The sequence below is a fragment of the Pedobacter sp. PACM 27299 genome (assembly GCF_001412655.1).
GTDB lineage: Bacteria > Bacteroidota > Bacteroidia > Sphingobacteriales > Sphingobacteriaceae > Pedobacter.
On record NZ_CP012996.1, the window covers coordinates 2,420,711 to 2,443,669 of the forward strand.

Annotated in this window: 20 protein-coding genes; 16 read left to right on the forward strand and 4 right to left on the reverse strand. The window is 38.4% G+C overall.

Annotated elements, in window-relative coordinates:
• Window positions 1-112 precede the first annotated feature (112 nt).
• The 12 genes from AQ505_RS10125 (at window position 113) to AQ505_RS10180 (ending at window position 14,415) form a co-directional block, all read left to right on the forward strand.
• On the forward strand, window positions 113-1,498 hold the full coding sequence (locus AQ505_RS10125; protein WP_231635065.1) for an O-antigen ligase family protein: 1,386 nt from the start codon (window positions 113-115) through the stop codon (window positions 1,496-1,498).
• Between the two features lie 117 nt (window positions 1,499-1,615).
• On the forward strand, window positions 1,616-2,230 hold the full coding sequence (locus AQ505_RS10130; protein ID WP_062548070.1) for an acyltransferase: 615 nt from the start codon (window positions 1,616-1,618) through the stop codon (window positions 2,228-2,230).
• Window positions 2,231-2,243: 13 nt separating this feature from the next.
• The gene (locus tag AQ505_RS10135; RefSeq protein ID WP_062548071.1) at window positions 2,244-3,440 is read left to right on the forward strand and encodes a glycosyltransferase; all 1,197 of its coding nucleotides are present in this window, start codon (window positions 2,244-2,246) and stop codon (window positions 3,438-3,440) included.
• An 11-nt stretch (window positions 3,441-3,451) separates the two neighbouring features.
• The gene (locus AQ505_RS10140; RefSeq protein WP_062548072.1) at window positions 3,452-4,621 is read left to right on the forward strand and encodes a glycosyltransferase family 2 protein; all 1,170 of its coding nucleotides are present in this window, start codon (window positions 3,452-3,454) and stop codon (window positions 4,619-4,621) included.
• A 24-nt stretch (window positions 4,622-4,645) separates the two neighbouring features.
• A complete protein-coding gene (locus AQ505_RS10145; protein ID WP_062548073.1) occupies window positions 4,646-5,797 on the forward strand; it encodes a glycosyltransferase family 4 protein in 1,152 nt (383 codons plus the stop codon).
• Between the two features lie 7 nt (window positions 5,798-5,804).
• Window positions 5,805-6,608, forward strand: coding sequence for a glycosyltransferase family 2 protein (locus AQ505_RS10150; RefSeq protein ID WP_062548074.1), 804 nt, complete (start codon window positions 5,805-5,807; stop codon window positions 6,606-6,608).
• Between the two features lie 460 nt (window positions 6,609-7,068).
• Window positions 7,069-8,481 carry a hypothetical protein gene (locus tag AQ505_RS10155; protein WP_157262291.1) on the forward strand — a complete coding sequence of 471 codons (1,413 nt, stop codon included), beginning with the start codon at window positions 7,069-7,071 and terminating at the stop codon, window positions 8,479-8,481.
• A gap of 256 nt (window positions 8,482-8,737) precedes the next feature.
• A complete protein-coding gene (locus AQ505_RS10160) occupies window positions 8,738-10,090 on the forward strand; it encodes a lipopolysaccharide biosynthesis protein (RefSeq protein ID WP_062548076.1) in 1,353 nt (450 codons plus the stop codon).
• A 43-nt stretch (window positions 10,091-10,133) separates the two neighbouring features.
• Window positions 10,134-11,006 carry a glycosyltransferase family 8 protein gene (locus AQ505_RS10165; RefSeq protein ID WP_062548077.1) on the forward strand — a complete coding sequence of 291 codons (873 nt, stop codon included), beginning with the start codon at window positions 10,134-10,136 and terminating at the stop codon, window positions 11,004-11,006.
• 86 nt (window positions 11,007-11,092) lie between these two features.
• Entirely contained in the window at window positions 11,093-11,668 is a 576-nt protein-coding gene (locus tag AQ505_RS10170) for a gluconate 2-dehydrogenase subunit 3 family protein (RefSeq protein WP_062548078.1), read from the forward strand.
• Between the two features lie 2 nt (window positions 11,669-11,670).
• The gene (locus AQ505_RS10175) at window positions 11,671-13,368 is read left to right on the forward strand and encodes a GMC oxidoreductase (RefSeq protein WP_062548079.1); all 1,698 of its coding nucleotides are present in this window, start codon (window positions 11,671-11,673) and stop codon (window positions 13,366-13,368) included.
• 372 nt (window positions 13,369-13,740) lie between these two features.
• Entirely contained in the window at window positions 13,741-14,415 is a 675-nt protein-coding gene (locus AQ505_RS10180; RefSeq protein ID WP_231635102.1) for a beta-1,6-N-acetylglucosaminyltransferase, read from the forward strand.
• A 1-nt stretch (window position 14,416) separates the two neighbouring features.
• Here AQ505_RS10180 and AQ505_RS10185 read toward each other — a convergent pair whose 3' ends face one another.
• On the reverse strand, window positions 14,417-16,021 hold the full coding sequence (locus AQ505_RS10185) for a glycosyltransferase family 39 protein (protein WP_062548081.1): 1,605 nt from the start codon (window positions 16,019-16,021) through the stop codon (window positions 14,417-14,419).
• Window positions 16,022-16,087: 66 nt separating this feature from the next.
• Between AQ505_RS10185 and AQ505_RS10190 the strand changes: the two genes are divergently transcribed.
• Genes AQ505_RS10190 through AQ505_RS10205 form a run of 4 tightly spaced genes read left to right on the forward strand, consistent with a single transcriptional unit; the run spans window position 16,088 to window position 19,689 of the window.
• Window positions 16,088-16,771, forward strand: a complete 684-nt coding sequence (locus AQ505_RS10190) for an HAD family hydrolase (RefSeq protein WP_197286346.1) — start codon at window positions 16,088-16,090, stop codon at window positions 16,769-16,771.
• Between the two features lie 11 nt (window positions 16,772-16,782).
• Window positions 16,783-17,781 (forward strand): UbiA prenyltransferase family protein, encoded by a 999-nt coding sequence (locus AQ505_RS10195; RefSeq protein WP_062548083.1) that lies wholly within the window; start codon window positions 16,783-16,785, stop codon window positions 17,779-17,781.
• A gap of 33 nt (window positions 17,782-17,814) precedes the next feature.
• Window positions 17,815-19,254, forward strand: a complete 1,440-nt coding sequence (locus AQ505_RS10200; protein ID WP_062548084.1) for a GMC oxidoreductase — start codon at window positions 17,815-17,817, stop codon at window positions 19,252-19,254.
• 3 nt (window positions 19,255-19,257) lie between these two features.
• Window positions 19,258-19,689, forward strand: a complete 432-nt coding sequence (locus tag AQ505_RS10205; RefSeq protein ID WP_062548085.1) for a hypothetical protein — start codon at window positions 19,258-19,260, stop codon at window positions 19,687-19,689.
• 7 nt (window positions 19,690-19,696) lie between these two features.
• On the opposite strand, the gene AQ505_RS10210 is transcribed toward AQ505_RS10205, so the two are convergent.
• From AQ505_RS10210 to AQ505_RS10220, 3 genes are read right to left on the reverse strand one after another with little or no spacing between them, the layout of a single operon-like run.
• Window positions 19,697-20,683 (reverse strand): UbiA family prenyltransferase, encoded by a 987-nt coding sequence (locus AQ505_RS10210; RefSeq protein ID WP_062548086.1) that lies wholly within the window; start codon window positions 20,681-20,683, stop codon window positions 19,697-19,699.
• A 23-nt stretch (window positions 20,684-20,706) separates the two neighbouring features.
• On the reverse strand, window positions 20,707-21,684 hold the full coding sequence (locus AQ505_RS10215; RefSeq protein ID WP_062548087.1) for a glycosyltransferase family 2 protein: 978 nt from the start codon (window positions 21,682-21,684) through the stop codon (window positions 20,707-20,709).
• The gene (locus AQ505_RS10220) at window positions 21,674-22,852 is read right to left on the reverse strand and encodes a glycosyltransferase (RefSeq protein ID WP_062548088.1); all 1,179 of its coding nucleotides are present in this window, start codon (window positions 22,850-22,852) and stop codon (window positions 21,674-21,676) included. The genes AQ505_RS10215 and AQ505_RS10220 overlap by 11 nt, the downstream gene beginning before the upstream one ends.
• Window positions 22,853-22,959 lie beyond the last annotated feature (107 nt).

Sequence of the window (22,959 nt, forward strand, 5' to 3'; positions counted from 1 at the left end):
TAAACACCAGCGGTCTGAATTTTTTATAAATCAGACCGCTGGTCTTAACTGAAAAATACCCCCGATCACAATGATCCGATTTATATCATCCTTATCACAAACGTGGCGGACAGTGATTATTTCTTTATTAGGTTTGTTGCTCTCCGTTGCGGTGAGTGTGCTGACCTTTGCATCTCCATTGGCCCCAGTGATATTAATTGTAGGGGCATTGGTCGTTATATTCATTATTTTTCTATTTCAAGATCCTGCTGTTGGCCTTACCGCCTTAACTGTATATTGCTTCTTGTTTGGAATTCTCGCCAGGGAAATCGGTGGTTTACCTTACGGTATTGGAATTGAGATCTTTTTGCTGCTCACTTGGTTTGCAGTGGTTATTTTAAATAAGAGGTACGATTGGAAAAGTCTGAATAATAACTTAACCAAACTGATGCTTGCCTGGTTCCTGATTAGCTTCATGGAGATTATCAATCCAGCCGGTGCAAGTGTAAGGGGCTGGCTCCAGGAAATAAGAAGCTCTGGGCTTTTTCCTATTTTGATTACCCCATTGGTTTTTTTAATTTATAACTCTAAACAGAAGCTAAACCTATTCCTGATCTTAATTCTGTCTTTGTCTTTATTGGCGACGATGAACGGGCTTAAGCAGCAATACATCGGCCTTTCTCCAGGAGAACAGCAGTTTCTAACTGATGGAGGTGAGGTTACTCACGTGTTATGGGGTAGGTTGAGGGTATTTTCATTTTACAGTGATGCCGGACAGTTCGGTGCTTCTCAGGCTTCCTTCGCATTGATGGCGATGGTCTTGGCTTTAGGACCTTACAAATGGTGGAAGCGTCTGATTCTTTTTATTGTAGCTGGACTGTCTTTTTATGGCATGCTCATCTCTGGAACAAGGGGAGCGCTCTTTGCGCTGTTGGTTGGTGCTTTTTTCGCTATATTCTTAACAAAAAACATCAAAGTGCTGGTCATAGGTGGCACATTGGCATTGTCGTTCTTTTTTATCCTAAAATACACGTATATCGGTAATGGTAATTACCAGATTTATCGCTTAAGAACAGCGTTGGATCCTCAGGAAGCCTCTTTGAATGTGCGTTTTAATAATCAAAAGATTATTGGAGAGTACCTGAAAACTCATCCATTTGGAGGGGGATTAGGCGTAATTGGAACCTGGGGTAAAGAATATAATAAGGACAAATTCCTCTCAACCGTCGAACCGGATAGTTATTGGGTGAAGGTTTGGGCAATGTATGGAATTGTTGGTTTCACCGCCTGGTTCTGTATCATGATGTATATTTTTGGACAGGGCTGCGGTATTATATGGAATATAAGAAATGAAGGGTTAAGATATAAAGCAATAGCCATGATGGCTACTTGTACAGGAATATTTTTCTGTAGTTATGGAAATGAAGTAATCAATTCAATGCCTTCGTCATTGGTCGTTGCTGTGTTTCTTGCTTTTATTTACCTATGTCCAAATTTTGACGATAAACCAGAAAGCTAATGCCATTCGAAATTTTTCTAATTCCTGGTCTCCTCTGCTTTGCAATTGCCTTTTTTCTTGAAATTAGAAAGAAGAAGTAGATCTGGACAATACCATACCTAGCACCTATTCATTTATATGTCTCTAATCAATAAAATCAAAGAAAACCCGAAGCTGAAGAAGATTGCGCATCGGTTATTGATCCCTGCAAATGACCACAGGCCTAGATTATGGGTGAGGTTATTTCTTAACCCTTTTAAACATAAAAGGGGGAAAGGTAGTATTGTACGCTATAACAGTAGGATGGATGTTTTTCCTTTCAATAATTTTGAATTGGGGACAAGATCGGTAATTGAAGATTTCGTAACCATCAACAATGGGGTTGGAGATGTGATTATTGGAGCGCATACGATGATTGGAATTGGAAGTGTCATCATTGGTCCAGTGAATATAGGTCATCATGTGATGCTGGCTCAGAATATTGTAGTTTCCGGCCTGAATCATGGCTATGAGGATGTGAATATTCCTCCAAGTCTGCAAAAAGAGATACGTAAACAAATTACAATTGGTGATGAGGTCTGGATTGGTGCGAATAGTGTGATCACAGCCGGTGTAACTATTGGTAAACATTCCGTTATTGGAGCAGGTAGTGTCGTTACCAAAGATATACCTGAGTTTTGTGTAGCTGTTGGAAATCCTGCAAAAGTGGTCAAAAAATATAGTGCCGCTGATAAAGCCTGGAATAAATTATAACTTTAATTATCAAATGATCAGTAGAGATATCATCATTATAGGCCAACAGGCATGGGATACCGATATAGGTAGTAATTGTAAGAATATTGCACTTGAGCTTTCCAAAAGTAACAGGGTTCTTTATGTGAATTCTCCTCTGGATAGAATTACACTTTTTAAGAATCGTGCAGATCCAAAAGTTCAGCAGCGTATTGCTGTGATTAAAGGTAAGCAGTCTGGCTTGGTAAAGATTCAGGAAAATTTATGGAACCTCTACCCGGATTGTCTGGTAGAGTCTATCAATTGGATTAAAAATGAAAAAGTTTTTAATTTTCTGAATAAACGGAACAATGTCAAATTTGCCGATGCGATTGTTAAAGGCATTAAAGGACTCGATTTTAAGGATTATCTATTGTTTAATGACAATGAGATCTTTAAAGGATTTTATTTGAATACACTGCTGAATCCCTATTTGAGTATTTATTACTCCAGAGATTATATGCTGGCAGTTGATTATTGGAAAAGACACGGGGAGCGTTTAGAGCCTCTGCTAATTGCCAGTAATGATATTTGCATGGCAAATTCTGTTTATCTTGCAGACTATTGCAAACAGTATAATGAGAATTCTTATGACATTGGTCAGGGATGTGATCTGGAGATTTTCAAAGATGATGTGAATGCGGAGAAACCAATGGAATTGAGAGACATCCATACCCCAATTATTGGTTATGTAGGTGCCTTGCAGAGTATCAGGCTAGACATCGAGTTGATTACACACCTTGCCAATCAGCGAAAAGACTGGACGATTGTATTGGTTGGCCCAGAAGATGATGAATTTAAAAACAGTGGGCTGCATCAGCTGTCCAATGTGGTATTTACAGGGATCAAACCAATGGAATCTTTACCTTTATATATGCAGTATTTTGATGTATGCATCAATCCGCAATTGGTAAACCAGGTAACTATTGGAAATTATCCTCGTAAGGTAGATGAATACCTGGCGATGGGTAAACCAACGGTAGCCACGGAAACGCGTGCGATGGAGATCTTTAAAGAACATGTTTATCTTGCACAATCTAAAGAAGATTATGTGAGCTGTATAGAAAAAGCATTGACTGAGGATTCTTTAACACTACAGGAAAATCGGAAGTCTTTTGCCGCCAGCCATAGTTGGGAAAATTGCATTCTTAAAATGTATGCGGCAATTGAAATGACTATTAATAAAAAATAAAACCTGCATACATGAACCTATTGTATTTTCTTCTCGTATTGTTACAGGTCTTATTTGGACTGCACTTTTTTATGCCTTTGATTTTGTCCATAGCAGGCAAATTCAGAAAGCATGCCCAGCCTTCAGCTCAGCCTGTGCCTGCTGATTATGCGGTAATTGTGACTGCGTATCAGCAAGTCAATTTAATTCCTCTTGTGGTCGATTCTATCCTTAAATCTGATTATTCGAACTATATCATTTATATAGTGGCCGATAATTGTGACGTCAGTGAATTGCGCTTTGAAGATCCAAGAGTAGTGGTGTTAAGGCCGGCAGAGGTATTGGCCTCCAATACGAAATCACATTTTTATGCCATTCATAATTTTAGGCGTGATCACGAACGGCTAACGATTATAGATAGTGATAACCTGGTTCATCCAAATTATTTCAACGCCTTAAATGCAGTTTTTGATCAGGGATATCAAGCGGTCCAAGGTGTGCGTGCAGCTAAAAACTTAGATTCAACCTATGCTTGCTTAGATGAAGCCGGTGATATTTATTACCGTTTGGTAGATCGCAAGTTAATGTTTGAAGCTGGATCTTCCGCTGCATTGTCAGGATCTGGAATGGCATTTACCTTGTCACTTTATCGTTCCTGTCTCGAGCACCTTGAAATTTCAGGTGCTGGTTTTGATAAAATCCTGCAGTATGAGATTTTAAATAGGGGAGATAAAATCGCCTTTGCAGAACAGGCAATTGTATACGATGAGAAAACGGCAAAAACAGATCAGCTGGTGAACCAGCGCTCCAGGTGGATAAATACTTGGTTTAAATACCTTTATCTGGGAGCTAAACTGCTATTGAAATCAATTTCCAGCTTAAATTGGAATCAATTTCTATTTAGTGTGCTGTTGTTGAGACCCCCGCTATTTATGCTGCTGATGGTTTCCTTCATTTTCTTCTTAACGGATTTGTTTGTGATGCCTTTATTTGCAATTTATTGGGTCCTTGCTGCGCTCACCTTTTTTACCTTTGTATTTAAGGCACTGCGGCACTTCAAAGCCGATGATAAGATTTATCATTCGCTAAAGAATGCTCCAAAATTTATTTACTTTCAGATACTTGCCTTGTTGAAAGTGCGAAAAGCAAATGAAATATCTGTAGCCACAGAACATTATTACGAAGAAAAAATAAATAAGTAAACTGCTGCTATTAATTGAACACTAATGAAAGATAAACTCCGAATAGGTATAGAAGTACAGCGTATTTTCAGAGAAAAGAAGCATGGAATGGAAGTGGTTGCACTGGAACTCATTCGCGAAATTCAGAAAATTGATCAGCATAACGAGTATATTCTTTATGCAAGGAAGGATGTGGACGAGAAATGTTTATCAGAAACCGCTAATTTTAAGATAAAATCACTTCCAGCGAGTTCTTATTTCACCTGGGAACAGTTTACGCTTCCTGCGGAGGTGAAAAAAGATAATTTGGATTTTCTACATTCTACCTGCAATACTTCCGCATTGCGCCTGCCTGTTCCAATGATGCTCACTTTACATGATATCATCTACCTGGAAAAAACTGATTTTAAGGGTACTGCTTATCAGAATTTCGGTAATCTATATCGAAGGTTTGTGGTTCCAAAGATAGTAGACAAGAGTAAGTTGATCATTACGGTTTCAAACTTTGAAAGAAATGTGATTTTAAATAAACTCAATTTGCCTGAGCAAAAGGTGAAGGTCATTTATAATGCGGTGAGTCCGAAGTTCAATACCAATTATACACCTGAACGATTGACAGAATTTAGAGAAGCACATCAACTGCCATTGGATTTTATACTTTTTCTAGGCAATACAGCTCCTAAAAAGAATACGGTTAATGTCATTAAAGCTTATGCAGCATATAAGGCAGAGGTTCCTGATGGCTTACCAATGGTGATTCTTGATTACGATAAAAATCTGGTGTTTGAATTGCTGGCAAAGCTAGGTCAGCAGCATTTGGAAAAAGATTTCTTATTTCCAGGATACATTGCCTCAGAAGAAATGCCTTTATTGTATAATATCAGCAGGCTTTTCCTGTACCCTTCATTGAGGGAGAGCTTTGGTCTTCCACTATTAGAAGCGATGGCTTGTGGCGTCCCTGTAATTACTGCGAATACTTCTTCTATGCCTGAAGTAGCAGCTGATGCAGCCTTATTTGTTGATCCATTGGATTATCATCAGATAAAAGATCAAATGATCAAGATCCTGAATGATTCAGAATTAGCAGTTCAGTTGAAAGAAAAAGGACTGAAAAGAGCGGCAGAGTTTACATGGAAAGCTGCAGCAACACAACTGCTGGCACTTTATAATACATTTAATCAATTACCAAAAGGATAAAAAGTATATGCCAATCAGACCCTTGAAAATTCCGGCATACCTGGAAACACAGCAATACGATGGGCAATGGTTCCTGGATCATATTGATGAAATCCGAGAAGGAATTAAACGTCTTCATTCAGATCAGGCAGATGTAACTGTAAGTATTCCCGCATATAATGAGGAGGCTTCTATTTTAAAAACATTATGGTCGCTGTCCAAAACCGTTACCAGTCAAAAGGTAGAAATACTGGTCGTGAATAATAATTCTACAGACCGTACACAAGAGTTGATTGAGCTTAGTGGTGCCAGCTGGCTAATAGAAAAACAGCAGGGAGTGACTCATGCGAGGAACTCTGGGTTGCAGGCAGCAAAAGGGAAAATCATCCTGAATGCCGATGCAGATTCATTTTATAGTCCATATTGGGTAGATTTACTGTCCTTACCGTTAAAAGATGCGACTGTAGCTTGTACGTATGGACGTTTTGCTTTTGTGTCGGATGGTCCTGCCAATAGATTCCCTTATTTTTTGTACGAGACTGCCGGAGACTTTTTCAAAGCTATAAAACGAAGAAGTAATGACGAAGCGATGTATGTATATGGCTGCAGTTCAGGATATCGAAAAAAGCAAGGGCTGCAGGTAGATGGTTATCATCATCCACCTGATACCAATGAAGATGGTTATCTGGCACTGAAATTAAGAAGTAAGTTTGGAAAACTTCATAAGGTCACCGCCAATCTTGCGCTGGTCTGGACATCAGATCGAAGGTTAATAGAACAGGGCGGATTGTTTAAAGCTTTCTTAGCAAGGACTAAATTTTTATTTGGATGATATTAAATTCATTTTTATATCCCTTTTATTGCGCGAATTTGCTAATTTATTGAGCCATAGATGGAGATGAATTTGCGAAGTAAATGCTTTGGCATTATTTTTTTTCTGCAGTTTGATGTAACTATCAACGATTTTATATAATCATTTAATGTTGTGGAGTATATTCCTCAATATTATCTTTTTGTAAATAATTTAACCTGTGGGTTACTGATTTGTGGAAGATTTCAATATTTTAAAGACTTGTTTGTCATGAAAAAGTCACAAAGGTTTTTATTTTCTTACTCCTAAAATGATGAAAAACGAGGAAAATATTCCCCAATTAGTCGTTTTGGCGGTTTTTTCAAAAAAACCTAATTTGGTAACGGGACAAGCACGTGCTTTTATATGTAGATTATTTGTTACAATTGCTCCCATTAGCAATAGTAAAAGTAATTTTTAATTTATGGTAAACGCCTTAAAAATGAATTTAGCATTATGTGCATTGGTTGTTTTGTGTGCATGTAAAAAGAACCCGGATATAGGCACTGACATTAATAAGCCAGAAACTGAAATTCCAACTATTCCAACGCCTCCAAAAGACTCTGTAGTTATCCCTGGCAATTCAAGGATAATTGAAGTGGGAACTGGTTCTGGAAACCTATCAATCGATGGAAAAACATTGGCCATCACCGGGAACACGGTTATTAAAATTAAAGGAGGTTCTTATAATGATATTCAAATCTCAAATATTAGTGTTCTGAATGCAACGGTGTTTATTTTAAATAGTGGTTTGGTAGAATTAGCAGGGAATAAACAAATGACCTTGTCAAACCTTAAAAACGTAACGATTTCTGGTGATGGGACTCCTGGAATAGATAAAGGCTTTGTTTTTAGAGATAAAACAGATGGCGGCACTTTTATTCAGCTTAAAAATGACATCAACGATTTTACATTAAGATATGCTTCTTTCAAGAATGTCAATACTTATAATGCGATTCAGTACGATTCTCAAAAAAGTTACGATGGCTCAGAAAATTCTTATTCGCAGAATTTGAAATTCCTTTATATTGATGGCGAAAATATGGGAACATTGATTAGATTCAGAGGTGTGGTGGAGAATGGCAGGATCGTCGGATTAATCAAAAATGTAGAGATTGCCTACCTGAATTTTAAGAATTCAAAAGATGTAGGTAGTGTCATATCCCTTGAAAACGCGGAAGACTATGATATTCATCACAACAGTATCCAGGACATCAATCAGAATAACAATAACCACAATGGAATATTCTATGTTCAGGGTAATGGTAAATTCTATAATAATCAAATTAGAAACCACCAGGGAAATGCAATCAGGGCCTGGGCTTACAGCATAGGGACTACGCCTAAGGAGATCTTAATCTTTAATAATATTGTCATTAATTCCAGAATGTACAGCGCTTTCGAATTGCAGGCTTTTCCGTATAACATGTTACCTGGAAAAACTACTTATTCAAATGCTAAAGTATTCAATAACACTTGTGGGAATTTAATACCTAAAGAAGGGTTCCCAGCTGAAATACTGGATCTTTATGGTTTGCAAGGCGGTAAGACCGATATTTTTAATAATTTAGGGTATAAGTTTACTCTAGTGGGGCAAAATAACACCAATTTCATTTTCAATGATATGGGACCTACGCCGCCGAATGCTTTTAATAATAAATATTTTAACAGTTATTCAGAAGCAGGAATCGCAGATGACAGCAAATTAATGCTGAGTGGCAATTCAGCTGCAAAAAATGCAGGAGCACCCTTAACTGGTCAAAATCTGCAAATTTCTTCCACTCCGGCAATTAATTTTGATATTTATAATACTCCAAGGTCTTTATCCAGACCATCAATTGGCGCGGTTGAATAAATAACATCAGCATTTTGCTCCTTCATGGACCAAAAGAAATCTCCTTAATCCTCCTATTGGTTAAGGAGATTTTTTTTTACACATTTGCTGTTCCTGTTTGGTCTGTTTATTGCCAATGGGGGGAGGATGATCTTTTGAAAGAGTATTGTCGTTATATAGGTTTAATATGCATTTAAGTATTTGTTCTCCTTAAGAATGATAATTTTTATATCTTTCGTTATCATTTGCTCATTTCATAGTTGATAACCTGTTGTACATGCTCGGATTCTTAAAAAAACTGCTCTCCATATTCAAAAATATGCATTTTCAATCTTTGCTCGGAAATGCAGTGATGGCGGGTTTTGGGATGATTACCCTGGCAATTCTTTACCGGGGACTTTCAGTGAACGATCTTGGTGTTTATATCTTTTTTCTGGCTGCAATAGGCCTGATTGATACCTTAAGAGCAGGATTCTTAACCATTACTTTTGTCAAGTTTTATAGTGGAACGGAAAAGGAAAGAGCGGAGGTAGTTGCTGGATCCTCATGGGTAATCGGACTCTCAATTACTTTGCTGTTGGTTTTGCTGAACATTCCGGCATTTTTTATTGCGGATCATGTGAGTAATGAGGGTTTAGCGGTGTTTCTCAGGTATTTCTCTCTGATTTCTGTCATTACACTACCTTCATTTATGGCCAATTGTGTGGTCCAGGCAGATAAACGTTTTGATCGTTTACTCTGGCTTAGAATCATGACGCAGGGCAGTTTTACTTTGATCGTCTTCATACTCGCCTTACTTGGAAAATTAAGTCTGAATTCGGTCCTTGCAGGTTACTGCTTTTCCTTCTTGTTTTCTGGTGTCCTTGTACTATTCTTAAAGTGGACAATGATCAGATCGGTAGTCCATGCAGATCGTCCAACTGTTCTTGAATTGTTTCATTTTGGAAAGTATAGTATGGGTACCAATATTGGATCCAATCTTTTTGGTGTAACCAATACTTTTATCATCAATTTTTTCATCGGTCCAGCCGCACTGGCGATGTATAACCTTGGTGGAAAGCTGATTCAGCTTATTGAAATCCCTCTTTCTAGTTTTGCTGCAAGTGGAATGCCGATTCTTTCCCTGCATTACAATAGAAATGAGAAAGAAGAGATGATGTATACCCTTAAAAAATTAATTGGGATGATCACGATCGCTTTAGTTCCGATAGTGGTATTTGCCCTCATTTTTGCAGAACCCATCATTAGCTTAATTGCAGGAAAAGAATACGTCAACAATCAGGCGCCAAACCTCTTCCGGATGTTTATGGTAATTGCATTGCTCTATCCGGCAGATCGTTTCTTTGCATTGGCATTGGACGTGATCCACCAGCCTAAAGTGAACTTTTATAAAATTATCGTTATGCTGATTGTGAATGTAGTCACCGTTTTTATTGGGATGTCGATCTATCATTCCATCTATACTATTGCTATTGCTTCTGTATTTCCAACCTTAATCGCGATCATCATGACCTATTATCCGCTCTATAGATATGCTAAATTTAGTTTTTGGGGTATTTTTGTGATTGGCTATAAAGAAATAGTTGTATTTTTAAAACAAGTTAATCGTACATTTTTAACCCGAGGTTAATGGTATTTTGTTTCAAATATCATAATATATATAAATCATAATAATGAGTAAGAAAATCTCTATAATATTAGCTTGTGATAACCATTATGTGGTGCTATTAGCCGCACTTTTGAAATCCATCGAAATGAACCATCAGACTGAGGAGTTGATTGATGTTTATTTAGTGGATGACCAGATATCCAAGTTGAGTAAGCAAAAGTTAATGGCTTCATTGACCTTGGACAAGATGAATATCATCTGGTTAAAAATGGAGGAAATTATTCCTGAAGATGTGACTTTGCCATTGGTTAATAATACCTACCCATTAAATACCTATATCAGACTACTGATTCCGTATTTTATTCCTAAAGAGGTCAATCGAATTATCTTCCTGGATGTAGATATGATTATGCTGGACGACATCAGCAATTTATGGAAAATCGATATCGGTGACAAAGTTATCGGAGCTGTCAATGATGGTCCGGATGTAAAAACCATTGCTGAAGGGATCGAAAACTATAGTGAATTGGGCTTAGATCCAACTCAGAAATATTTTAATGCGGGCATGCAGCTGATCAATATTGACAAATGGAGAGCGCTTGATATCACACAGAAGACATTTGATGCCATCAATAACAATAAAAAATATGCAGGTTTAGGAGATCAATATGGTTTGAATATTGCACTAATTGGAAACTGGCATGAGATAGATGGAAAATGGAATCGCTTTTCTGTGTGTACGGATCCGAAGCCTAGTTTAATTCATTATTTCCACCGTAAGCCCATTTATAAAACCTATGCTTATAATTATAAAGAGGAGTTTTTCTACTACCTGAATAAAACAAAGTTTAGTGACTTCCAGCCTATCGGAGAAACAACAAGGTATTTGAAGAAAATTAATAATATGTTGGAGAAAATTAAATTGTTTTTTAAATAGTGTTCTTTTCAATACGATCCATTGCCAGTTTTTAAATCTTTAGTGCCGTATGCTGGATATGAATGATTAATTTTAGTTAGAACTTAGTGAACAGAAGGAGTTATTTTAAGCGCATTTTGGTGCTTGGAGCCCTGGGGGGGGCATCGTTTTCTATCTTTAAATGGAAGGAACTGACACGTCAGGTCGATCCGGTTTTATTGTGGAGCAAGAAGGATCTGGTTGCGGAACTGTCTGAGATCATTATTCCTGAAACAGATACCCCAGGAGCAAAGTCGGCGAATGTTGCAGACTATATTATTAAGGTTTTGATAAATTGTATGGACATTAAAAAACAAAATAAGTTTTGTTCAGGTCTGGAGCTTGTGGAGTCGCATTCCATGCGTAATTATGGAAAATCATTTTTGAATTGCTCTGATCAGGAAAAGCAAACTGTCTTTGAATATATTGCCAACCATTCCGGATTTTCCTACCGGATCTTAAATAGGATAAATAAGAAAATTTTTGGAGAATCATTTTTCATCACACTGAAAGATTTAACGATAGAAGGATATTGTATGTCAAAGCCAGGCGCGACGCAGGGCTTAGCGTATGACTATATTCCGGGTAATTTCGAAGCCTGTATTAAACTAAAACCAAATCAAAAATCCTGGGCGACAAAATAGCTATGTATAACAGCAACAAAACAAAGGAATTGAATACTTATGATGCGATCGTCATTGGTTCCGGAATAAGTGGTGGATGGGCAGCAATGGAGCTTTGTAAAAAAGGGTTTAAAACCTTACTGCTGGAAAGAGGAAGGAATGTGGAGCATATCGTAGATTACCCTACGGCAAATCTTAATCCCTGGGATTTTAAATATGGACTTAACAATACTTTGAAGGACAGAGAAGCTGATCCGGTTCAAAGTAATACTTATAACCCTTCGACAAAACATTTTTTTGTGAGTGATGCTGAACATCCTTATATACAGGAACAGCCTTTTGACTGGGTAAGAGGGTACCAGGTAGGAGGTCGGTCATTGGTTTGGGGCAGACAATGTTATCGCATGAGTGACCTTGATTTTGAGGCTAATCTTAAGGATGGCATTGCAGTAGACTGGCCAATCAGATACAAGGATCTGGCACCATGGTATAGTTATGTGGAATCTTTTATTGGCGTAAGCGGACAGAAAGAAAATTTAGCCCATTTGCCGGATGGTGAGTTTTTACCAGCAATGGAATTGAATTATATCGAAAAACACCTTGGAGATTCCATAAAAAAAAATGAACATAATCGTTTATTAACCATCGCAAGAGTTGCTAATTTAACCCGGGGATGGGACCATAGAGGTCCTTGTCAGAATCGGAATTTGTGTGAACGCGGTTGTCCTTTTGGTGGCTATTTTAGCAGCAATAGTTCTACCATTCCCGCGGCGGTGGCTACTGGTAATTTAACATTGAGGCCTTTCTCCATTGTAACGGAAATTCTGTACGATGAACAGCGTCAAATGGCAAAAGGAGTAAGAGTAATTGATACACTCAGTAATGAAGTTTATGAGTTTTATTCTAAAATACTTTTTATCAATGCCTCCACTATCGCTACAGCAAGCCTATTGTTGAACTCGGTATCTTCCCGTTTTCCTAATGGTTTTGGGAACGATAGTGAGCAGGTAGGTCATAATTTAATGGATCACCACTCTTCCGCAGGTGCTTATGGGGTTCATGATCAGTTTAAAGATTATTATTATAAAGGACGAAGACCTTGTGGATTCTTAATTCCACGTTATAGAAACCTTAAAGATGGTGAAAATCTTAACTTTAAGAGGGGGTATAATATTCAGGGTCATGGAGAAAGAATGGAGTGGCAGGATCTTTCCTATAATTTAAATGGATTTGGAAAGGATTTTAAAAAACAACTCACTACACCTGGCGATTGGACAGTCTGGATGGCGGGCTGGGGAGAGTGTTTGCCCTATTTTGAGAATCAAATTACACTAGACAAAATTCAAAAGGATAAATGGGGACTGCCTTTGGTTAAAATCGATTTTTCATTTGCTGAGAATGAAAATAAGATGATGATTGACATACAGCAAACCTCTGCAGAAATGCTGGAGGGTGCAGGATTTAAAGATGTGGAGATGTTCAATTATAAAAAGTCTGGCGGAAGCACTGTCCATGAGATGGGAACTGCACGTATGGGACATGATCCCAGGACTTCAGTGTTGAATAAATTCAATCAGATGCATAATGCAAAAAATGTTTTTATAACGGATGGGAGCGCAATGACTTCCTCAAGCTGTCAAAATCCTTCTTTAACTTATATGGCACTCACTGCAAGGGCCTGTGAATTTGCTTATCAGCAGCTGAAAAATGGTAAATTGTAATTATGGCTTGTAATTTGACTATAAATCAGACGCTTAATGTTAGTTTAATGAACGTAAGTTTGTGATGGCCATAGCACCTAAAATGCTATGTAATGTATGGAGGGCCGGGGAAACTAAAAATTCCCTTCAAATTTTAATTAATGATAAAGTAATGGAGCCTTTATTTAATGGTCATATGTATTTAATTTAATTGGTGATGCGCATAGCTAATATTATAATTGCACATAAAAACCCACTGCAGCTGGAGCGTTTAATTAGGAAAATGCAGCATGAGAATTTCGATTTTTACATCCACATTGATAAAAAATCGACATAGAAAGCTTTTTGTTCTTAAAAGAGATCAAAGGAGTGTACTTTATAAAAAACAGAGTGGTGTGTAATTGGGGAGGTCATAGCACGCTAAAAGCGATGTTAAACTCCTTAAAAGAAACACAGGCGAACGAAATCAGCTATGGTTTCTATAACTTAATGAGTGCTCAGGATTACCCAATAAGGAGAAATCAGGAATTCTATGACTTTCTTTTAGCACATCAGAAAAATTCTTTTATTTTTTATGAATCAGAAGAATCTGGATGGTGGAAAATGGCTATCCAACGATATCAGCACTATCACCTCACCGACTTTAATTTCTTTGGGAGTTATTTTTTGGAGCGAATGATGAATAAAGTGCTGCCGATCAGGAAATTCCCTATGGCGCTGAAACTATATGGAGGTCGGAAGGCTAGTTGGTGGACATTAAATCATGAATCTGCCAATTACTTATCTAATTTTTTCGATCATGAAAGCAAGCTTGATAAGTTCTTGAAATTTTGCTGGGGAACTGATGAATTTGTGATTCCAACCATTTTACTCAATTCTCCATTCAAAGAGCAGATGATCAATGATAATTTGCGTTATATTCATTTTCCGGAGGGAAAAGCAAATCCAAGAATTTTAGAGATGGAAGATTTAACATTGATGAAAGATTCAAATATGTTTTTTGCCAGGAAATTCGATATGCCTATGAGCGAAGAAGTATTGCGCAGAATAGATGAGCAGATGGAATAATTTATGAATGAACTTCGAATAAATAAACACTGACATCTTTCGTTACATATTTCTTTAAGGGTTTACCTAATTTATTAAACATATTCAGCAAATGATCCATGGGCTTGATGGTATCTTTATAGTACCATGAAGGCTCATCAATGCCGTCTCCGATGTCGGTTTGGAATTGAGTATTAAAAATTAACCAAACTCTCTTGCTTCCGCTGAACTGCTTAAAATCAGCACTTAATAGCTGTTCGTAATTGCTGTAGCTATTCGCCTGTTTTCGGTGATCGATTCCTTCAATCGCATTAAATTTAAAGGGATACATTATTTTGTAGACCTTGTAGCCGGGTAAATTGTTCCAATAGATATACACGGCATCACCATCCTGGTACCGATGATTTATGAATTGTAATGCCTCGCGCTGATAGGATTTCTTATGGACATAAAATTGCTCTGGTTGAAAAATAAAGATTGCCGATTGCACTATTGCTGGTAAGATGACCACAAATGATAACATGATCACTGTGTTGTTCGATGGAATCCGAGCAGTCCCGCGTTCAAATCCTTTGGCAATAAACAGTATGAAAATTGGTGAAATAAACACCCAAAACCTTTCGGTGAGTGGGTAGAGCTCCAGTCCAGAGGCGATTAAGGTAAGTAAGCAGGGTGTCAGCAGCGCCCAGGCTAATGTTTTATTTTCTTTTAAAAAGGAGTATATCCCATAAAGCAACAACAGGATGGGTAGGATGAATACCTTTAGCAATGGATTAAAATTCCATATTAAGCCTAATGGGTAGTCCATTAGCCGGTAAAGATTTAGCCAAAACCAATTTAGTTCCGATATAGAAGTAGGAGGAAAGGGCATGAAATTTTCATAAGATCTGAACCAATAAGCGATCCACTCCGATTGTGCATGTTTATAGGTGAAAAGTAGGTAGTTGATTGAAAAACTAACCAACCACAGGCCAAATGGAAGGATGCTGATCGCAAAGAGATTCCATTTTTTACGTAATAGATAGGAGAGACTCATACTGATGGCGATTCCTCCTAGCAGGAAAATGGCAGAATATGAGCACCATAAGATCAGCGCGCCGCTTAGCCCCCAAATGAGTAGATCTTTAAATTTTCTCGCTGCCTGGTACTGAATAAAAAGGTATAGGACTGCAACCGTTGCTAACAGTTCTGTTGCATATTGTTTAATTTCAACGCTATGGTAAACCAAGGCAGGTGAAAAGCAAAGTATGCCGATTGCCATTATTGCTGCGGGTTTTTTCAGAAAATAATTAGCGACCGGAACAAATAAAAATAAAGCTGCGATTCCTGAAATTAATGGAATCAACCTTAGGGCCATCTCGTTGGGTCCAAAGATATTTAGAGTGAATTTTACCAATAAGAGAAAGCCAATCGGCGCTTTCTGCTGATAATAGAGCGGATGAGTCAGCAGCTGCATGGCATCCATCTTTAAAAAACTACTGGATAAATACACTTCATCCATCCATAAAGAACGATTGTAGAAAAAATGAAATAGCCTAATGAGGATTCCAGTGACTAAAAAAATGACCAGGAGTAGGTTTCGTTGTTTCTTTTTATCTAAGAAAGCGCTGTAAGTTATTGTGTTCATTTATAGTAAATAACGTTCGCAATATCGATTTTTTTAATAATTTTACCACTAAATAGAGATAAACAATTGAAAGACATACCATGGGACACGATCGAGCTAGTCATCTTCGACGTGGACGGCACGCTTTATGATCAGTCTAAGTTAAGAAAGAAAATGCTTTTGGCGTTAATTGGGCATTATATCATCAGGCCATGGAAGTATTATGACTTATTAATTTTATATCATTTCAGGAAAGAAAGAGAAAAGCATGCCGGATACAAGTCGGAGAATTTAGATGATGCACAATATGAGTGGTGCTTAAACAAAGTAAATTCATCAGTAGGGGAAGTTAAAAGAGTCATTGCGGATTGGATTTTTACTTTTCCGAATCCATACCTTTCCAGCTGTAAATATCCAGGTGTAGTTGCTTTTTTCGAGGAGCTGGAAAAGAAGAAGATCGCAACCGCAGTTTATTCTGATTATGATGCAGAACAGAAACTGCAGCATTTGAATTTACAGGTAGATTTGGTGGCAAGCTCTACTCATGCAAAAATTAATGCATTGAAACCTCTGCCTGATGGCTTGAACTTTATCTTATCGGAATTGAAAATTCAGGATAAGCAAAAATGTCTTTTTATTGGTGATCGATTGGAACTTGATGGTGCTTGTGCTGATGCTGCAGGAATTCCATTTCTATTGGTCAAGAAACAAAAAGATGGCGCTTCTTTTTATGAAGCATTATCTGCCAGTCTTAAAAAAACAAGGTTATAACTGTTGCGTATATGATAAACGAACAAACGCGGAAAACGGCAACTTTACAGGATTATATCGCGATTGCGAGGCCAGATAATTGGGTGAAGAATTTGTTTATGGTTCCTGGGATGCTTTTTGCATTGTCTATTTTTCATACCCCATTTGATGCAGCATTGCTGTTTAAAATCGTGATTGGAATTATCAGCATCTGCTTAGTGGCCTCTGCTAATTATGTAATTAATGAATACCTGGATGCGGGTTTCGATCAGTTTCATCCTTTAAAGAAGAAAAGGTCCTCTGTAGTCACCACCATCAATCCAATTATTGTGTACCTCGAGTATGGAGTGCTGGCCCTTATCGGATTGATGCTGGCCTATGCGGTCTCCTTAAAATTCTTATCTACAGCAGCGGTATTGTTGTTTATGGGGGTGATTTATAATGTAAAGCCATTTAGAAGCAAAGACCGTGTATTCTTGGATGTATTGAGTGAATCTGTCAATAATCCAATTAGGTTTGCGGCAGGCTGGTTTATTTTTAGTCCGGCTTTAGGGGTCCCCGACAGTAAGTGGGATTTAGATTGGATCAATACCTTTCCACCGATTAGTATTATTATTGCCTACTGGATGGGTGGTGCATTTCTAATGGCCACAAAACGTTTCGCAGAATACAGACTCATTGGCAATGCGGAAATAGCTGGCCAGTATAGAAGGTCGTTTCGCCATTATACGGAGAACAGCCTGTTGGTATCCATGTTTTTTTACGGCATTACCTGTGCGTTTTTTATGGGGATATTCCTGATCAAAGACCGTATTGAACTGCTATTCAGCTTCCCGTTTTTTGCCCTGCTGTTTTCATGGTATCTTAGGATTGGTTTGCTCAATGATTCTCCCGTTCAGGGTTCAGAAAAGTTATATACCAGAAAATGGTTCATGCTGTACCTTGTTTTATTTACTACATTATTATGTATTTTGATGTTTGTTGACATTCCATGGTTACATTGGTTCTTGAAAAATGCTAATAATTACTAATTTGAATCCTCAATTATTTAGCTTTTATTCTAAATGAAAAATAGCCATTATGATTTAATCGTAGTTGGAACTGGTTTTGCCTCTAGTTTCTTCTTAAAGAAATACTTATCTAAGGTTAAATCCGATCAGAAAGTGTTGGTTTTAGAGCGTGGACATTTTTATCCTCATGCAGAACGACTAAAAGTAAAGAAAGGGGAGCATTCAGATTTTCAAAAGTATGAAGAACCTTGGGAAGAAGCAATTGTCAATGTGAATACCAAGAAAAGATGGCCTTTCACAACGGGTTATGGCGGCTGTTCTAACTGCTGGTGGGGCTGTACGCCAAGGTTTATGCCTTCAGATTTCAAGATGAAGAGTCTTTTCGGAATTGGAGAAGACTGGCCGGTTGATTACGATGACCTCGATCCCTATTATTATGAAGCCGAGGAGCTGATGTCTATTTCTGGTCCGGAAGGTACACCTTTCCCCCGAAAAGGTAAATATCCTTTGCCCCCGCATGAGTTTAGTATCGTCGACAAGATTTTACATAAAACCTATGGCAATCAATACATCAGTCAGCCTACAGCAAGGGCGAGCAGGGCTGCAAATGGTAGAAACCGCTGCATGACCTCCAGTACCTGCGACATCTGTCCTGTAAATGCCAAATTTACGGTAGAAAATGCAAATCTAGGTGTTTACGAAGATAAACGGGTAGAGTTGGTCTATGGCGCTCAGGTTTATAGTTTGGAAGTTCAGAATGATGTGGTTAAAAAGGTGCTGTATCAACTTGATGGTAAAGATTATCAGGCTTCCGCGGAGGTGATTGCATTAGGGGCAAATCCTTTTTTTAATACCAATATTCTATTGAATGCAGGAGATAAAAATCCACTGACTGGACGAGGATTTGGTGAGCAGCTTGGTATGCAGGTCTTGATTTACCTGGATGGAATGAAAAATGTTGGGGGAAGTACCTGGGTGAATGCCAATGGGTACATGCTCTATGATGGAGCACATAGGAAAGACTTTGCCGCCTGTTTAATGGAAGTGAACAATGCACCCTATTACATCCGCATGGAGCGTGGGAAGTGGCTGAATATTGCCAGTTTCCGCCTGCTATTTGAAGACCTGCCACTCTATAATAACTACATCAGCACTTCTGCAAACAAACTGATTCCTGAAGTCCATTTTACAGAGCGTTCTTCATATACCATGAAAGCAATTGAGAACATGAAGAAAACCCTTCCTGGAATTTTATCCTGTTTGCCGGTAGAAAAGTTAAAGTACCTGGATCCCTTTCCAAATGAAGGGCATATTATCGGAGGTACAAGAATGAGTAAGGATGCTAGTCTTGGGGTTGTGGATCAGCATTTAATTCATCATCAATATAGAAACTTATTTGTACTCGGCGCAGGGGCCTTTACCACATTTAGTGCCTCAAATCCGACACTAACCTTATCCGCGCTATCCTTGTATGCCGCAGACCAAGCCTTTTAAGTCATGAAGCGCAGGAAATTTTTATTGTTAACAGGCCTGGCCTCAGGAAGTATACTCATTCCTTCTGCTTTGTATTTTGTGTCTCCAGGAGTAAAACAGTTTGCAGCCTTGCTCATCGAACGTGAATTTAAATATCTGAAGCTGGAACCTGGAAGTGTAACCCATTATGTGGATGATTATTTTGCCGCTGGAGGAAATAATATCATGGCCAATTTAAGATGGAAAACAATGTACTACCTCAACATGAATTGGGAACAGTCAAATCTGATTTTTGAATTGATCAGGACATTCTTGCTGTCGAGTGATTTTTTTATCCATAAGACAGATGAAACCAGGGTAGTTCGTTATATAGGGCTCTATAGTCCCTATAAAAGCCCAGTTCCAAATCCGTTTTCTTATTTACTTTATCCACCTGATGAAATCGGAGAACCATGATCTGGAGTTATCTCGAAAATAAAGGCTTAAAATCTTTAATTGCCGTAATGGTTTTTTGAGGGAAAAGTACCAGCTGAGCGAGTAATATAATCCAGGCATAGGGTTGTACAAAAGCTGCAGTAACCAATAGTGCAAGTGGGAAAAATACCTGATAAAAATCGGCCATTAAGATGTGAAAAGGACGGTTTTCCGGAGAAATAATGAGCACAGGGACATAATGCAGGCGTTTAGAACGGATCACTGCCAGCACAGCATAAAGCAGCAAAAATAACACAGGCAGGAGTAGCTGCAGCGAAAATAGCATGGTTGCAATTGCCGCAAGCTCTATACAGAAAATGGTGATTTCTTTATTTCTGAAACGATCAGGTAAGATGTTTACTGCATAAGTATTTAAACCAGCCTGAATGTCATTTTTCCGATCATAGAATTGATGCCAGAGGATTCCCCTGGAGCCATAACATAAAGCCCACACACCGGTACTCCAAAACCAAAGCCAGTCTATAGATTGCCCGGTTACCTCACTAATGCTGCTCACCATTAATAGACTCGTAAAAATATGAGAGCCAGAAGCATCAGCCAGCACACCCCAGATTTTCCTGTTTTTTAACCTTACCGGACGGAATGAATAAAGGCTGAAACTGATCCATGGGATCAGGTATAACAAGATAGATAAGCGATCGGGATACAGAAAATAACCGCATACGAGACCTGCCAATAAGCACATTGCGGGAAAAACCCATCGGATTCCGGGACGTATGCCCACCATTCTATTTGCTTTTCCACTGGCTAGATCGGCTTCAATATCCGTCATATCATTGATGATACTTACATAAACGGCACCAATCACCAGAGCAAATAACAGGAAGAGCAATTGGGGGATAGCCATCATAAAAACACCTTCGGTTTTTAATGCAGTAGCATAACCAATAGCTAGTAATGGCGGTAATTTATATTCCCACCATTCTACAGACCTGATTATTTTAAAAAACCTCAATAGCTGCTCCTTTAGGGGTTAAATTATTTTTTATTAAACTTCTCCGTTAAATTTTTCACTTTACTGCCAAGGCCTTTCATCATCACATTCGGGATGGTTCTCAGGGTAAAAGGAATATCAATTGCAAATGAGCGTTTCAATAAGCGGAAAGAATGTGGGATGTTGAATTCCCGAATTAAGTTATGTTTGGACAGTTCTACCAGACTCGCCATATACCTTCTTTGTAGGATTTTGAGTTCGTCTTTATGAAGGAGGTGCTTAAACTTATCTATTTTAATCTTTAAATCAGCGATATATAGAAACTCCAGAATCTCGCTCCATTTTCTACCATCATAAATGTTGATCTCGTCTACACGTTTTCTCCATAAGCGATCCAGCGTATAAGCGGCTTTAGATTTCTTTGTCAGGATCATTTCCAGGTACATACACCAATCATCTCCAATGTTAATTTGCTCATCCCAGCCTGAAACAATCGAAGACTTACGGATCACCACAGCGGAAGAAGGGGAAGGGCAGGCCTTCAGGAATAGATCTCTTAATTCTTTGTTACCAAGATCTGACCAATTGTTTTTGATGTGCTGATGATACGGCTTTAAAAATGGGTCGCCGGATAAAAAATCCCAGCTGTCTCCAACTTTCACATCCTGATCCCAGTTTGCGAAAACGAAATCAAGATGGTCTGATTCCAGTTTTTCCACACACCTCTCCAGGAAATTTGGATACCAGATGTCATCTGAATCCAGAGAAGCCAGGATTGGACCCTTTGCATTTTTTAAGCCTTTATTTCTTGCTGCGGCCTGTCCGCCGTTTTTCTGCCAATGGTATTCTACTTCGGGGTATTTTTTGACAAGCTCAGCGGTATCATCCGTTGATCCGTCGTCAATAACAATTACCTGAATATTTTTATAAGTTTGATTGAGGGCACTTTCAATAGCATCTGAGAGCTTATCTGCTCTATTAAATGTGGGGATAACAATCGAAACTAATGGGTTATAACTCATCTAGTAAGAAGTTTAGTTGATTCGCGAAATCCGTTTCCGGAGAAATTGGGAGGTGATTTGTTATATGTAATGAAGCTGCTTTTCCTATTTCTGGCCATTGATCGCGCAATTCCCATGCACGTTCCATAGCAGATTCAAAATCTTTTTCTGTGGCTTCGGCGATGAAACCATTTATACCGTCGCTAATGATCTCGGCATTGCCACCGGCATTACTGACAATAACAGTACGTCCAACGGACATGGCCTCAATCATTGACAATGGAAGGCCTTCACTTCTTGATGGCAATAACAGGGCGTGATAATTCTTCCATAAATGATCTATATCCTCTTGAAAGCCATTGAACTCAACATTGTCGAGTGCTAAAAGCTGCGCCATTTCTTTAATGCCCTGTTCATCCAGTCCAGATCCGATAAAAGAAAGCGTAATGGGTCTTTCCCTCCACTTCTTTTTATTCATGATCCTTAATAAAATATCCTGAGCCTTATCAATGATAAATAGACGGGCTACACAAGCTAGCTTATATCCATTAGCGGTATCTGGATGTGGTAAGATATGAACCTTGGTTTTTATGGGATTAAAAACAACAGTGCTGTTGTTTAAGCGTAATCCAAATTGTTCTTCAGTTAAAGTCTTATTATGATTGGAAACAAAAAAGCATTGTTTTGCATGAAGCAGGGTTTGCTTCATATAGTCGCGGTCAGTAGGATAGGGCCAATAAAAATCAACTGCCTTCTGCGCAATAATTATATATGGTATGTTCAGCAGGTGACATTCATAAGCGTAAACCAGGCCATCAAAATTAATTCCCTGCGCAACGATCACCAGGGTTGGCGGCTGTTTCTTCAGTTGATCCCTGAACCGATCTAAGCCTGCATTCTGCCTATAATTTTTGATGGTCGCTCTTTTAATCAGCTGTCCGATTTTTCTGTTGAATTGCTGGGTTAAAGAAAGGTCAGGTTCCAGCTCTATCAAATTGACCTGCTGCTGGATCAGTTTAATAAACTCAGGATGCGATCTGTTGATGCGGTTTTTATATAACCTCAGACGGGTACCTTGTTTTAACATAGGGATACTTTTTGCCCAAAGTTCTTCACTTCCGCCCCAGTCGTCTATACAGCAGGTGATTATAGCTATTTCTTGATGATTTTTATTCTTCAATTTTTTCAAATTGCCTGTGATTTGGGTGTTTCAATATCAAACGAAGATTCCTTTACATTTTCGACATGATACCTGCCCCGTCTTAAGGCTAAAGATAGCGTTCCTTTCTCAATATA

Excerpts from the sequence above, each read along its gene's own strand:
- AQ505_RS10165 (WP_062548077.1), top strand. The coding sequence starts at position 10,134 with ATGAGTAAGAAAATCTCTATAATATTAGCTTGTGATAACCATTATGTG.
- AQ505_RS10150 (WP_062548074.1), top strand. The coding sequence starts at position 5,805 with ATGCCAATCAGACCCTTGAAAATTCCGGCATACCTGGAAACACAGCAA.
- AQ505_RS10140 (WP_062548072.1), top strand. The coding sequence starts at position 3,452 with ATGAACCTATTGTATTTTCTTCTCGTATTGTTACAGGTCTTATTTGGA.
- AQ505_RS10200 (WP_062548084.1), top strand. The coding sequence starts at position 17,815 with ATGAAAAATAGCCATTATGATTTAATCGTAGTTGGAACTGGTTTTGCC.
- AQ505_RS10130 (WP_062548070.1), top strand. The coding sequence starts at position 1,616 with ATGTCTCTAATCAATAAAATCAAAGAAAACCCGAAGCTGAAGAAGATT.
- AQ505_RS10215 (WP_062548087.1), bottom strand. The coding sequence starts at position 21,684 with ATGAGTTATAACCCATTAGTTTCGATTGTTATCCCCACATTTAATAGA.
- AQ505_RS10135 (WP_062548071.1), top strand. The coding sequence starts at position 2,244 with ATGATCAGTAGAGATATCATCATTATAGGCCAACAGGCATGGGATACC.
- AQ505_RS10205 (WP_062548085.1), top strand. The coding sequence starts at position 19,258 with ATGAAGCGCAGGAAATTTTTATTGTTAACAGGCCTGGCCTCAGGAAGT.
- AQ505_RS10175 (WP_062548079.1), top strand. The coding sequence starts at position 11,671 with ATGTATAACAGCAACAAAACAAAGGAATTGAATACTTATGATGCGATC.
- AQ505_RS10195 (WP_062548083.1), top strand. The coding sequence starts at position 16,783 with ATGATAAACGAACAAACGCGGAAAACGGCAACTTTACAGGATTATATC.
- AQ505_RS10160 (WP_062548076.1), top strand. The coding sequence starts at position 8,738 with ATGCTCGGATTCTTAAAAAAACTGCTCTCCATATTCAAAAATATGCAT.
- AQ505_RS10185 (WP_062548081.1), bottom strand. The coding sequence starts at position 16,021 with ATGAACACAATAACTTACAGCGCTTTCTTAGATAAAAAGAAACAACGA.
- AQ505_RS10145 (WP_062548073.1), top strand. The coding sequence starts at position 4,646 with ATGAAAGATAAACTCCGAATAGGTATAGAAGTACAGCGTATTTTCAGA.
- AQ505_RS10155 (WP_157262291.1), top strand. The coding sequence starts at position 7,069 with ATGAATTTAGCATTATGTGCATTGGTTGTTTTGTGTGCATGTAAAAAG.